Here is a 12,792-nt window from a genome sequence, read left to right on the forward strand (position 1 = left end):
AACAAAAAGCGGAGTAGACGATGGACTACGATGTCATCATTGTTGGAATGGGCCCGGTGGGTGCCCTGTGCGCAAATCTGGCCGGCATGTGGGGGCTGAATGCGCTCGTCGTGGACAAGTCCGAAACGGTGTACACCAACCCCCGGGCCATGGGGTTTGACCATGAAGTGATGCGTGTCTTCGGCAATATTGGCCTGGCGAATGAGATTGCCGAGCATGTCATGCCTTATCGTCCTTCGGAGTACCGAACCACCGGTTCTGCGCTGATCAAGCGCATCGATGCGGCCCAACCGCCCTTTCAGCTGGGCTGGGCGCCGAACTATGTGTTTTCGCAACCACCGGTGGAGCGCGCACTGCGCGGCAAAATTGCCGATTTGAAGTCCGTCACCGTTGAACTCGGTTCAGAAGTGCTGTCGGTCGACTCCAGCGGTTCCCGGGCGCACGTGCGCATTCAGGCCAAGGACGGGATTGAGCGCACAGTCACGGCTGACTATGTGTTGGCGTGCGATGGCGGAACCAGCCCGATCCGTACCCGTCTGGGGTTGAAGATGGAGGACCTTGCGTTCGACGAACCGTGGCTGGTGGTCGATGTGATCCTCAACGAAGGGGCGGGCGAGCATCTGCCGAAGACCAACGTGCAGTTTTGCGAGCTGGCCCGGCCGTGCACCTTTGTCGTCGGTCCCGGTCGGCATCGTCGCTGGGAGTTCATGATCAATCCCGATGAGCAACCTTCGGAAATCTCGCAGCCTGAAGCGATCAAGAAGCTGATCGCTCGTTGGTTGCCGGAGGGTGATTACCAGCTGTGGCGAGCCTCGGCATATAGATTCCATGCACTGATTCTGGAGCAGTGGAAGTCCGACCGAGTGTTCTTCCTCGGGGATGCGGCCCATATGACACCACCGTTCCTGGCCCAAGGCATGTGCCAGGGGATCCGCGATGCGCTGAACCTGGTCTGGAAGCTTGCGCTGGTGAAAGGAGGGCTGGCAGCCCCCGCGTTTTTGAACACCTACCAGGCCGAGCGAATTCCCCATGTCCGCCAAACCACGATGGCGGCCAAAGAATTTGGCCGCGTGATCTGCGAGCGTGATAGCGAGAAAGCCGCGATTCGGGATGCGCGGTTGATCCAGCAGATGACGGAGAACCCTGGCGGAATCATCAGGCAATCGCTGATTCCCGGTTTGTCTCAAGGCTTTGTCGCACAAGTCGCGCCGGCCGGTGAGCTGTTTCCTCAACCGATGGTGATCAACCATGCCGGCAAGCAGGCGCTGCTGGATGAATTTACCGGGCAATCCTTTCGCGTGGTCATTGCGCCCGGGTTCGACGCCAGCGCTTTGTTGAGGTGTCTGCACAGCAGTCAATCGCTTAAAGGTTTGCCCATCCATGTCGTGCGGTTGGTCAGCGCTCAACAGCCAGGCACGCGCACTGCCGATGATTATCAGGAGGTCGACGGCGTGCTGGCGCAATGGCTTGAACGTCGAGGCTGCAATGTGGTGATCGTGCGGCCGGATCACTACGTGTATGGCGGGGCGGTCACGGTGGCCTGGGCGATGGAGTTGCTGGAGGGAATGGAGCTTGCGCTGTGGTGCAAGGAGCCGGAGCAGGCTGCACAGGGTCATGGCGGAACGTGCGATACGACGCTCAGGTTTGCGCAGGCGCTAAACCAGTAAGAGAGGGTTGTGGGCCCTTCGCTTCGCACTGTCCACGAAAGCAGTGGCGAGGCGAAGGGCTTTTTTCTGGACTACCGATTGATCTATTGAAGCGTGGCTTGTTGGCGTTCGATCGCTTCGACAGTTCGGCCCAGGGTGTCCTGAATGTGATTGCGCAACAGCGTCACTGCCTTCTCGGCATCACGCGCCAGGGCAGCCTCCATTAATTCCTGGTGCTCATTGCCCTTGTGCCTTGGGGTGATTCGCTGCTTGGCGGAAAAGCGCCGGTAGCGTTCGGCCCGGTCAAACAGGGAGTCGATCATCTTCAACATCAGCGGCGAGGGGCAGGCCGCGAACAGCGCAAAGTGGAAAGCCTTATGCCGGGTGGACCAGTCATCGTCGAGTACAAGCTCGCCGCTTCCGAGTTTCTTCTCGATCAGATTCAAGCGGTGAAATGCTCCCAGCACATCCGCCTCCCACGCGTCGTCGCCATACTGGATGGCATCTCCCAGCGCTTCGCATTCCAGCAGGCAGCGCATCCGCGTGATGTCCCGGAAGTCTGCCGTGGAAATGGGTGCAACCCTGAACCCCTTGTTATCGCTGGCTTCGACAACGCCGTCCTGAGTCAGCCGGTTGAGCGCTTCACGAATGGGAGAGCTGCTGAGCCCGTAGATTTTGGACAGCTCGGCGACTTTGAGTTTTTCGCCGGGGGCCAGCTCACAGCAAACAATCGCTTTTTTCATCTTCGTCAACGCGACATCGATCAGCGGACTGTTGGGGGAGGGGATCATGGTCGTGGTCATCCTGAAATATTGCACTAAACGGATTTTATGCGCAAAAAACCGTTTAGTGCAAAGGATGAATAGACCTTCTTGATCATAAATTTTCCTTCGTCGCAAGGAGAAAATTTCAAAACAGTCTGTGCAGCGCTCTAGTCCGGCCCTGAGCCTCCTTGCGGCCGTCCTCTCTGAAGAAATGATCAGTCCCCCCGCCTGCCTCCCATTGCGCCACACCCACGCGTCCGGGGTCCCGAATGTTCTTGACATTGAATTTGCGCAGGAATATTTTTTGTGCACAAAGTTATTTGTGATGCAGCAAAATGTTTTTTACGCACAATGTGTTCGAGCGTAAAAAAGGACAACGAAGGAGCTCAGCGCGGTACGCAGCACCCAGTGGTATTCGCAGCCGATGTTGCGAGTGGATGACCTTTTTACAAAAACAAAAAACAGGAACATCTCCATGAAGACAGCCAACCAGCGGCTCTGCCCGTTGCCGGTTTCCAGCCTCGCCTGCGCGGTCAGCGCAACGGTCCTGCTGAGCCTCTCAACGCCCTCGCAAGCGTTTCAGATCGACACCGGCAATCCCGATCTTTCGGCGAGTTGGGACAACACGATCAAGTACAGCAACGCCTGGCGCGTGAATAAACTCGATCACAAGGTCGCGGCCGGGCCGGGCACCGCCAACAGCAATCCCAACCTGGACGATGGCGACCGCAATTTCGATCGCGGGCTCATTTCCAATCGCCTGGATCTGCTGTCCGAATTCGACATCAAGTACAAAGATGTGGGTGCCCGTCTCAGCGCGGCGTCCTGGTACGACAATGTCTACAGCCACGACAACGATAACGACTCACCCGGCACCGCCAACTCCGTGAGCGTCGATCACGATGAGTTCACCAGTGACACGCGCCGCATCCACGGACAGCGCACCGAAATCCTCGATGCCTTCGTCTATGGCTCGAAGGAAATCGGCAACACCTCGTTGTCCGGGCGTCTGGGGCAGTTCACGCAGATCTACGGCGAAAGTCTTTTCTTCGGCGCCAACGGTATTGCCAATGCGCAGTCCACCGTCGATCTGGTGAAGCTGCAGTCGGTGCCAGGCTCTCAGTTCAAAGAGATTCTGATGCCGACCAAGCAGGTCTCGGGTAACTGGCAGTTGAGCGACACAGTCAGTGTCGGTGCCTACTACCAGTTCGAGTGGAACAAGACCCGCCTTCCCGCAGCGGGCAGCTACTTCAGTGGTGCCGACTTTGTGGGTGAGGGCGGGGAGCGGGTGTTCTTCCCGACCGGCGAATTACGCCACGGCAAGGACAAGGATGCCAGGGATTCCGGGCAGTTCGGAGCGCAACTGAAGTTCGCCGTCGAGGACTGGGAGTTTGGCCTGTACGCCGCGAAATACCACGAAAAGACCCCGGTGTTTTACTTCCGCCCGGCGGCGCTGGTACCCGGTGCGGACGACACGTTCATCAACGTTTACCCCGAGGACGTCAAGGTGTTCGGGGCGAGTTTCAGCACCCAGGTGGGCGAAGCCAACATCGCCGGCGAAACCTCGATCAGGCTCGATACGCCGCTCGCTGGCGTCGGCGGCACGATCATCACCGGTCTGGATTCCGACAACGACTCGAACCCGGCATACCCCATTGGCCGGTCGTGGCATGCGCAGGTATCGATGGTCAATGTCTACGGCGGTTCGCCGCTTTGGGATGGGGCTTCGTTTGTCGGTGAGCTGGCGTTCAACCGTCGGCTGAGCGTGACCAAAAATGCCGATCAGCTGGACCCCAACACCACTCGCGATGCGTTCGCCCTGCGCTTCACCTTTGAACCGCAGTACTTCCAGGTCTTCCCCGGCATCGACGTTCAAGCGCCGATCTCGGTGGGTTACAACCCTTCCGGACGCTCTTCCGTCACGCCTCAGGCATTCGGTCCGGAACATGGTGGTGACCTGACCCTGGGGCTCAAGGCCGATTACAAGAAGCAGTGGTACGCCTCGCTGTCCTACACCAACTTCTTCGGTGAGGCCGGGCCGGTCATCAACACCGCTAATTCATTCACCTACCAGCAAAACATGAAAGACCGGGATTTCGTGGCGTTTTCGATCCAGCGAACCTTTTAAGCAAAGAACAGGCGGGCCCTGATAATGACAAAAATTAAACTGCTGTTGCTTTCCACCCTGTCGATCTCCCTGTGCGCCAACAGCGCATTCGCGGCGGTGAGCCCTGACGAGGCGGCGAAGCTCAAGACCACCTTGACGCCCATGGGCGCCGAAAAGGCCGGCAATGCCGATGGCTCCATTCCCGCCTGGACCGGTGGGCTGACCAAAGAGGTGGCCGGGGCCAAATCGGGCGACATGCCGGTCGATCCGTTCCCGGGTGAGAAACCGGTGCTGCAGATCACCGCGAAGAACGCTGCGCAGTACGCGGACAAGTTGAACGAAGGGACGAAAGCCTTGCTGGCCAAATACCCCGACACCTTCCATCTCGATGTGTACCCGACCCATCGCACCGCGGCGGCGCCGGACAGCGTTTATCAAAACACGTTCGCCAACGCTACCCGTTGCAAGACCACCAGCAATGGATTATCGGTGGAGGGCTGCTACGGCGGTATCCCGTTCCCGATTCCGAAAACCGGCAATGAGGTGATCTGGAATTTCCTGCTGCGGGTCGAGGCGGAATCGATTCAGATGGGCTATGCCAACATCATCGGCAATGCCGACGGAACCCGGACATTGGCCAGCCGTGGCGTGGAGAACTGGCAGTACCCGTATTACTTCAAGGACGGCGGCGTGGACAAGTGGTCGGGGCAGTATGCGCTGCTGCGGTTCTTGACCAACGAACCTCCGTTCAAGGCCGGTGAGTCGCTGGTGACGCACGACAGCATCAACGCTCAGGAACCGCGGGAAGCCTGGCAATACCTGGTCGGCCAACGCCGCGTGCGCCGCGCCCCTACCGTGGGTTATGACACACCAGACTTCGTGGCTTCAGGTGCCAACTACTTCGATGAGGTGCATGGCTTTATCGGTCACCCGGATCGTTATGACTGGAAATTGGTCGGAAAAAAAGAGCTGTACATCCCGTACAACGACAACAAGTTCAACGCCGAAAAACGCGACGACGCCTTTATGGCCAACCACCTCAATTCGGACAAAGTGCGCTGGGAGCTGCATCGCGTCTGGGAGCTGGAGGCCACGGTCGCCTCGGGCAAACGCCACGCGGTGCCCAAGCGCAAATTCTTCATCGATGAAGACAGCTGGACGGTCTCGCTGGTCGATGGTTACGACGCCGAGGGCAAACTGTGGCGCGTGTCGCAAGTACTGCCATTCGTAGTGCCTTCCATCCCGGCGGTGGTGGTGAAGCCGGTGGTGATCTACAACCTGCAAGCCAAGACCTACAGCGTGGTGCAAAGCCTGAACGGCGAAACCTATAGCGTTATCCCGCGCAAGCCCGAGAACTTCTTTACCGGTAACTCGGTAGCGTCCGGGTCGGTGCGCTGAGCCTAGCAACAGCTTAATCAAACTCGTGTTCCAGAGGCGCGGTGTCACTGACATCGCGGCCACTGGACCGCATCATCGAGGCTCGCCAATGCGTACTCAAACCCCCAGGTTTTTCCATGTACAGCCGTTCAAGGCGTTGATGCTGAGCGTGTCGATCATGGCGGCGCTCACCGGCACGGCAGCAGCGGCACAAACCGATGGATTGCCGGTGCTGCCAGCGATCACCAGCGCCATGGCTGCCCAATCGGTCATGTTGAGTGTGACGCGGGCAGGGCAACGACTCGTAGCTGTCGGCGAAAGAGGGTTCATCATTGTCTCTGACGACAACGGCACCACCTGGAAGCAAGTCAGTTCCCCGGTCAGCATGACGCTGGTCAAGGTTCGCTTTATTGATGAGCGCCAAGGCTGGGCGGTCGGGCATGCCGGGGTTGTCTTGCACAGCCAGGATGGTGGCCTGAGCTGGAGCAAGCAGTTGGATGGCGTCCAGGCGGCCGAGATCGAATTGCAGGAAGCCAGTCGCGGCACCGATGAACAGGCGCAGGAACGTCTGGCTCAGGCCCGGCAACTGGTCGATGACGGCCCCGACAAACCGCTTCTGGATGTGCTGTTTCTGGACGCCAGAAACGGCTGGGTGGTGGGCGCTTATGGCCTGGCGTTTGTCACCCATGATGGCGGGCTCAGTTGGCAATCGATCCGTTCCCGTCTCGATAACCCGAACGGATTGCATCTCTACAGCATCGAGCTGGTAGGGACGGATCTGTTCGTCGCCGGCGAACAGGGCACGCTGTTGCGCTCCAGTGACGAGGGACAAACCTTCGAGGCGCTGGCGTCGCCTTATGAGGGCACGACCTTCGGGCTTCAGGTGACCGGCAGCGGGTCGGTTGTGGCATTCGGGCTTCGTGGCAAAGCCTTCGAGTCCCGGGATCGCGGCGCTACCTGGCAACCACTCGACACGTTGCAACCCGTCACATTGACCAGTGGCCTGCGGCTTGACGATGGCTCGGTGCTCCTCGCCGATGAGTCGGGCAGAGTGCTGCGCTTTGCGGGCGGTGACACCAAGGCCGCTGTCCTTCAGATACCCAAAACCAGTTACTTCACAGGCATGGCGCAAGCCGCGAACGGTGACCTGATCATCAGTAGCGCGCGCGGCATGCTGTCGTCCGCGTTGGCAGCCGAATCGCCGGAGCACGATCAATGAACAGCTTTACCCGTTCTGCCGAGCCTCACGTCGTCCCCAAGCCAGATGTATTCGATCCTTCCTCCGGCACGCTGGTTGAACGGCTGTTGTTCAATCATCGCAGCATCGTCTTGGGCATCTGCGTGCTACTGAGTCTGGTGCTCGGCTATCAGGCGTTGAGTTTGAAGCTCAATGCCGCCTTCGAAAAAATGATCCCGACCGATCACCCATATGTGCAGAACTACCTGAAAAATCGTGGCCAGTTGGGCGAGGGCGGCAACACCTTGCGGATTGCGATCGAGGCCGGGCACGGCAGCATTTTTGATGCCGCGTACCTTGAGACGGTCAAGAAAATCAACGATGAGGTGTTTCTGCTCCCCGGTGTCGACCGGTCTTACATGAAGTCCCTGTGGACCCCGGCGACCCGCTGGATTGGCGTCACAGAAGAGGGTTTCGACGGCGGGCCAGTGATACCGGATGATTACGACGGCTCTGCCAAAAGCCTTGACCAGGTACGGCAGAACGTTGAGCGATCGGGAGAGGTCGGTCGGCTTGTGGCCGCCAATTTCAAGTCGAGCATCGTGCTATTGCCGCTTCAGGAAACCGCCTCCGACGAGGGGCTGCCGCTCGACTACAGCGCGCTCTCAAGCCGGTTGGAGCAGATTCGCGCGCAGTACGAAACCGACAACATCAAAATCCATATCACCGGCTTTGCCAAAGTCGTCGGCGATTTGATTGACGGTATGCGGCAGATGCAGCTGTTCTTCGCCGCGACGCTGGTGATCTGCGGCATCGTGCTGTTCTGGTACACCCGTTGCGTGCGCAGCACATTGCTGGTGTTGCTGTGCTCGATCATCGCGGTTGTCTGGTTACTGGGATTGCTCCCTACCTTGGGCTTTGATCTTGATCCGTATTCGATCCTGGTTCCGTTCCTGGTATTTGCCATCGGCTTGAGCCATGGCGCCCAGAAAATGAACGGCATCATGCAGGACATCGGGCGAGGAGCAGACAAGCTTGTGGCCGCGCGCTTCACCTTTCGCCGGCTATTCTTGACCGGGCTGATGGCACTGGTGGCCGACGCCGTGGGTTTCGCCGTGTTGATGATTATCAAAATTCCGGTGATTCAGGACCTGGCGGTGACCGCAACGATGGGCGTGCTGGCGTTGATTTTCACCAACCTGATTCTGTTGCCGATTCTGTTGTCGTACACCGGTGTCAGCAAAGCGGCGGCGCAGCGTGAAGCGGCTAACGATAAATTTTCGAAGCTGGACGCTCATCACTCCCGGCATCCGTTTTGGGCTTTTCTGGATCGTTTCACCGAACGCAAATGGGCGAGCGGTGCAATCATCGTCGCCTTGTTACTCGGGGTGGCAGGGTTTGCCGTCAGCCTTCAGGTGAAGATCGGTGACCTGAACCCCGGGGCACCGGAACTGCGTCCCGAGTCGCGCTACAACAGCGACAACCGCTTCATGGTCAGCAACTTTTCCGCCAGCAGCGACAAGTTTGTGGTGATGGTGAAAACGCCCCAATACTATTGCGCCAATTACCAGACACTGGTGTCCGTCGATGCCCTGGAAGCACAGCTTCAGCAGTTGCCAGGCGTGGTGTCCACGACGTCACTGGCGGCGCTGAGCAAGCAGGCTGCGGCCGGTATGAACGAAGGCAGCATGACCTGGTATGAGATACCCCGTAACCAGGGACTGCTGAATGCGATCATCACCCGCGCGCCGCGAGAGCTGTTCAACCAGAACTGCGATCTGCTGACAGTGTATGTCTACCTCAAGGACCACAAGGCTGACACGCTCACCAGTGTGGTCCAGACCGTCGAGCAGTTTGCGGCGACCCATAACACCGATCAGATCCAGTTCCTCAATGCCGCGGGCAACGCCGGTATCGAAGCTGCCACCAATATCGTGGTGAAGCGTTCGAATGTGCAGATGCTGTTCATGGTGTATGCGGCTGTCATTGCCCTTTGCTTCATCACCTTCAGGTCGTGGCGAGCGGTGGTGTGTACGGTGCTGCCATTAATGCTGACATCGATTTTGTGCGAGGCCTTGATGGTGGGGCTGAACATCGGCGTCAAAGTGGCAACCCTGCCGGTGATCGCATTGGGTGTCGGCATCGGGGTGGACTACGCGCTGTACATCCTCAGCGTGACACTCACTAATCTGCGCAATGGTTCAAGTCTGTCTGACGCTTACTACCTTGCCTTGCTGTCCACGGGCAAGGTGGTGGTGATGACCGGGATTACGCTGGGCGTTGCAGTGCTCACCTGGGTGCTGTCGCCGATCAAGTTCCAGGCCGACATGGGCGTTCTGCTGGGGTTCATGTTCATTTGGAACATGGTGGGCGCATTGGTACTGGTTCCGGCATTGGCGCATTTTCTGCTCAAGCCCAAGTCATTGCTGACGAACGCGTGAGGTCTATTTAGTGGAGTATGGGTCGGATAACCTGAGCGATTCTATCAGCATGGCCGGACTCTGTAGTAACGCGTCGCAGGGGAAGACCTGACGAGGTAGATGGCCACCAGATACCGGCGAGCGTCAGCGTCTGGCCATTCGCTGCCCATCGTAGCGAGCAGATGTCGACCCAGGCTGTGTGAAAACGCCAGCGTTTTTATACAGCCTGGGTCGATTGCTACCTTAATGCTAAGAGTTCTAATAGAGGTGAAAAGTCATCAATTCGTTCTCATTTTTAATGACTTGATTTCCATTTTTAATGAATTTCGCCGCCAAGAAACTCCAGCTGCTGGCACGTGAGCAAACGATTGGCCGAGTGATCGTCGACTACCAGGACATTCAATGGGATTGTGGCGACGACGGTTTGCGTTTCGGCCACCAGGGCTGACTGTTGCAGTGGCAACGTTTCCAGTTGCAGCAACAACTCCACTTGAGTGCCGAGGCCCGGCTCGCTGCGTAATTGCAGACTGCCGCCCATCATTTCGCAGAGATTGCGGCTGATCACCAGCCCAAGCCCGGCGCCCCCCCTGGCCGATTGCATGGCGTTGTCTGCCTGGGCAAAGGGTTCGAACAGGCGCTGTTGATCCTGTTCGCTGATCCCGATACCACTGTCGTGAACTTGCACCCGCATTTGCACGTGCTCGGGTTGCGTTGCCGGGTGCAGGTCGACAACGACCCGGACCTGGCCTTGCTCGGTAAATTTGATGGCATTGCTGATCAGGTTGGACAGCACTTGCTTGAAGCGCAAGGGGTCCAGCAACACGTCGAAGGTCGGGTTGGCCGATGAAAACTCCAGCACCAGTTCGAGTTCCTTCTGTCGGGCCAGGCCATCGAAAATCCGCACGACCGAGGCCACGAGTTCACCCGGATTGACGCGCTCCGGGCTCAGGCTCAAGCGTCCCGATTCGATTCTGGCAATGTCGAGAATGTCGCCGATCAGCTCCAGCAACCCTTTCGCCGAGTTGTACGCGACATCGATGGCCGGACGTTCCGGGTGCTGATGATCAAGACGCTTGAGTGTCAATTCAAGCATGCCAATGATTGCATTCATCGGCGTGCGGATCTCATGGCTCATCGTGGCCAGAAATGTGCTTTTGGCCCGGTTGGCGTTATCGGCACGTTCTTTCGCGCAACGCAGGTCGTCGAGCAGTTGCCGCCGTTCGCTGATGTCGATCCAGCCACCGATAATGCCTTGCACTGTTGCGCTGGAATCCCGATAGGGAAGAATCCAGTGATAAATCGTCAGTCGCCGGCCACCAATGTGCAGCTCGCGATCGACAATCAACGGTCTGCCCTCGGCCACCACGCGTTGGTAGTCAGCCTGGTACTCCCGGGCTTCGAATACATTGCTCATCGATCCCTGCATGACGCTTTTGCCGATGACATCTTCACGCCTGGCGCAGAATGCTTGCAGGTAACTGTCGTTGCAACTTTGCAGTAGCCCCTGGCGATCACGTACGTAGATCGGATGGGGCGTGCCATTGACCAGCGATCGCATGAACTCGAACTGATCGTTCAACGCACGCTCTGCGGCCTTGCGCTGCTTGATCTGGCGTCGCATGTAGTCGTTCCACGCAATGGAAATCAGCAATAGCACGCCTGCACCGAAGACGATTTGGTAGAACAGCCTTTGATAATTGCGCCAGGTGCTTTGCGAGGACGCCGAGTAGCCGCGCCAGCGACTGTTGATGATGCCCAGCTCCTCCGGGGAAATGCTCAGTAAAGCCTTGTCGAGGATCGCATTCAGCTCTTTGGCACCCCGAGCGGTGGCAAGGGAAAACGCTGCCTGCTCGGTGCCGATGGTGGTGCTGATTTGCAATGTGTGCTCGAACAGCCGCGACGAAATGAAGTAGTTGGCAATGATCAGTGAGTTCACCGCGCCCTCGGCCTGACCTTGGGCGAGTAACTCTACGGCGCTGAAGGTGTCCGGGGTCTCGATCAATTTGATCCGGGGAAACTCTCTGCGCAGGTAGTCCATGAGTGGATTGCCGCGGGCAATGGCCAGGCGCTTGTCCTGCAACTGCTCGAGGTTGGTCGGGCTGTCGTCGGCTTTGCGGGTCAGCAGGACGTAGGAATTTTCCAGAAAGGGGCGGGTAAAGTTCAGCTGGGTTTGACGTTGGGCGCTGGGGAGCAATGGGGCGATGACATCGGCCTTGTTGTCCTTGATCTGTTTGATCATCTCGTCGTCGCTGCGGCTGTGCTGGATGTCAAAGCGCAAGCCGGTGCGCAGCCTGATCAGCTCAAGCAAATCTGCGGTGACCCCGCGAAAGTTGCCATTGCTATCGAAAAACGTCAGTGGCGCAAAAGCTTCGTTGACGACGACACGCACTGTCGGGTGGTGTGCCAGCCAGCGTTCTTCCCGTTCAGTGAGTTGCAGCTTTTGATCGGTCAGCAGAATGTCGCTACCGGCGCTCCAGCGTTTGGCGATGCTTTCTCGTTCACTGGTGGGGATGGCCCTGATCATTGTATTGATGATGCCAAGCAGTTCGGGGTTGTTCCTGTTAACGGCAAAGCTGAAACCATAGGCTTCATGTTTACCGAAGTTGGCCATCCGGATGTTGTTCAAGTACCCCTTGTTGATCATGTAGTGAGTTGAAATGGTGTCGCCGAGAAACACGTCCGCCTGATCGAAAGCAACAGCGTTGATCGCATTCTGGTAGGACGGATAGGACGTGATGATCGCCTTTGGGTACAACGCCGTGACTTCCGCCAGCGGCAAATAGTGATACACCATGCTCAGGCGCAATCCGGCCAGGCCATCGGTGAGGGAACGGGTTTCCCCTTCACGGGTCACCAATACAGGTTGGTCAACGGCATAGGGTATGGACAGTGCAATGCCGGCATTGCCAGCTTCGAATCCATTGGCGGTGCCTAGCAGATCGACTTCGCCGTTCTCCAGTGCAGCGATCGCGGCTCCTCGGGAATCGAAGCGCTGAACCTTGACGGGCAACCCGGTTGTTTTTTCCAGAAGACCGGCGTAATCGGCGGTAAACCCTTCATAGTCCTGGCCGCTGGTGGTCAGGTCGAAGGGGGGATAGTCCGGGGCTGACGTCCCGAGCGTCAGTTGATTCTTGCGTTTTATCCATTGTCGTTGCGATTCATCCAGTCGAACCTCCAGCGCCCCGGCCTTCGATCGGCTGAGCAGCGTGTAGTGTTCATCGCCCGGTGCCCCGAACAACGAGGTGCTCACGCATAGACCTGCGGTCACTTGAATCAGAAAGACCTTCAAACGGCTGGGCAT

At 58.0% G+C, this 12,792-nt stretch carries 6 protein-coding genes and 1 pseudogene; 5 read left to right on the forward strand and 2 right to left on the reverse strand.

All coding sequences use genetic code 11. From position 1 onward, the window contains the following. Nucleotides 1–20: 20 nt before the first annotated feature. Nucleotides 21–1,667 (forward strand): bifunctional 3-(3-hydroxy-phenyl)propionate/3-hydroxycinnamic acid hydroxylase, encoded by a 1,647-nt coding sequence (locus tag ACEN8Q_RS00200; RefSeq protein WP_413704280.1) that lies wholly within the window; start codon nucleotides 21–23, stop codon nucleotides 1,665–1,667. Nucleotides 1,668–1,750: 83 nt separating this feature from the next. On the opposite strand, the gene ACEN8Q_RS00205 is transcribed toward ACEN8Q_RS00200, so the two are convergent. Next, complete coding sequence (locus ACEN8Q_RS00205; protein WP_413704281.1) at nucleotides 1,751–2,659, reverse strand: GntR family transcriptional regulator; 909 nt, start codon at nucleotides 2,657–2,659, stop codon at nucleotides 1,751–1,753. Between the two features lie 226 nt (nucleotides 2,660–2,885). On the opposite strand from ACEN8Q_RS00205, the gene ACEN8Q_RS00210 reads away from it, so the two are divergent. The 4 genes from ACEN8Q_RS00210 to ACEN8Q_RS00225 all read left to right on the forward strand — a co-directional run bounded on the left by ACEN8Q_RS00210 (nucleotide 2,886) and on the right by ACEN8Q_RS00225 (nucleotide 9,512). Next, on the forward strand, nucleotides 2,886–4,538 hold the full coding sequence (locus tag ACEN8Q_RS00210) for a DUF1302 domain-containing protein (RefSeq protein ID WP_007941915.1): 1,653 nt from the start codon (nucleotides 2,886–2,888) through the stop codon (nucleotides 4,536–4,538). 24 nt (nucleotides 4,539–4,562) lie between these two features. Then, nucleotides 4,563–5,915 (forward strand): DUF1329 domain-containing protein, encoded by a 1,353-nt coding sequence (locus ACEN8Q_RS00215; protein ID WP_413704282.1) that lies wholly within the window; start codon nucleotides 4,563–4,565, stop codon nucleotides 5,913–5,915. Between the two features lie 88 nt (nucleotides 5,916–6,003). Beyond that, entirely contained in the window at nucleotides 6,004–7,113 is a 1,110-nt protein-coding gene (locus tag ACEN8Q_RS00220) for a WD40/YVTN/BNR-like repeat-containing protein (protein ID WP_413704283.1), read from the forward strand. Further along, on the forward strand, nucleotides 7,110–9,512 hold the full coding sequence (locus ACEN8Q_RS00225; protein WP_413704284.1) for an efflux RND transporter permease subunit: 2,403 nt from the start codon (nucleotides 7,110–7,112) through the stop codon (nucleotides 9,510–9,512). The genes ACEN8Q_RS00220 and ACEN8Q_RS00225 overlap by 4 nt, the downstream gene beginning before the upstream one ends. Nucleotides 9,513–9,822: 310 nt before the next feature. Here the strand turns inward: ACEN8Q_RS00225 and ACEN8Q_RS00230 are convergent. Beyond that, a pseudogene (locus tag ACEN8Q_RS00230) lies at nucleotides 9,823–12,792 on the reverse strand (transporter substrate-binding domain-containing protein); the annotation flags it as partial.

Source organism: Pseudomonas sp. Pseusp16 (assembly GCF_047324915.1).
GTDB classification, from domain to species: domain Bacteria; phylum Pseudomonadota; class Gammaproteobacteria; order Pseudomonadales; family Pseudomonadaceae; genus Aquipseudomonas; species Aquipseudomonas fluorescens_CD.

Coding starts and splice junctions, on each gene's coding strand:
- ACEN8Q_RS00215 (WP_413704282.1), top strand. CDS start 4,563: ATGACAAAAATTAAACTGCTGTTGCTTTCCACCCTGTCGATCTCCCTG.
- ACEN8Q_RS00210 (WP_007941915.1), top strand. CDS start 2,886: ATGAAGACAGCCAACCAGCGGCTCTGCCCGTTGCCGGTTTCCAGCCTC.
- ACEN8Q_RS00220 (WP_413704283.1), top strand. CDS start 6,004: ATGCGTACTCAAACCCCCAGGTTTTTCCATGTACAGCCGTTCAAGGCG.
- ACEN8Q_RS00225 (WP_413704284.1), top strand. CDS start 7,110: ATGAACAGCTTTACCCGTTCTGCCGAGCCTCACGTCGTCCCCAAGCCA.
- ACEN8Q_RS00200 (WP_413704280.1), top strand. CDS start 21: ATGGACTACGATGTCATCATTGTTGGAATGGGCCCGGTGGGTGCCCTG.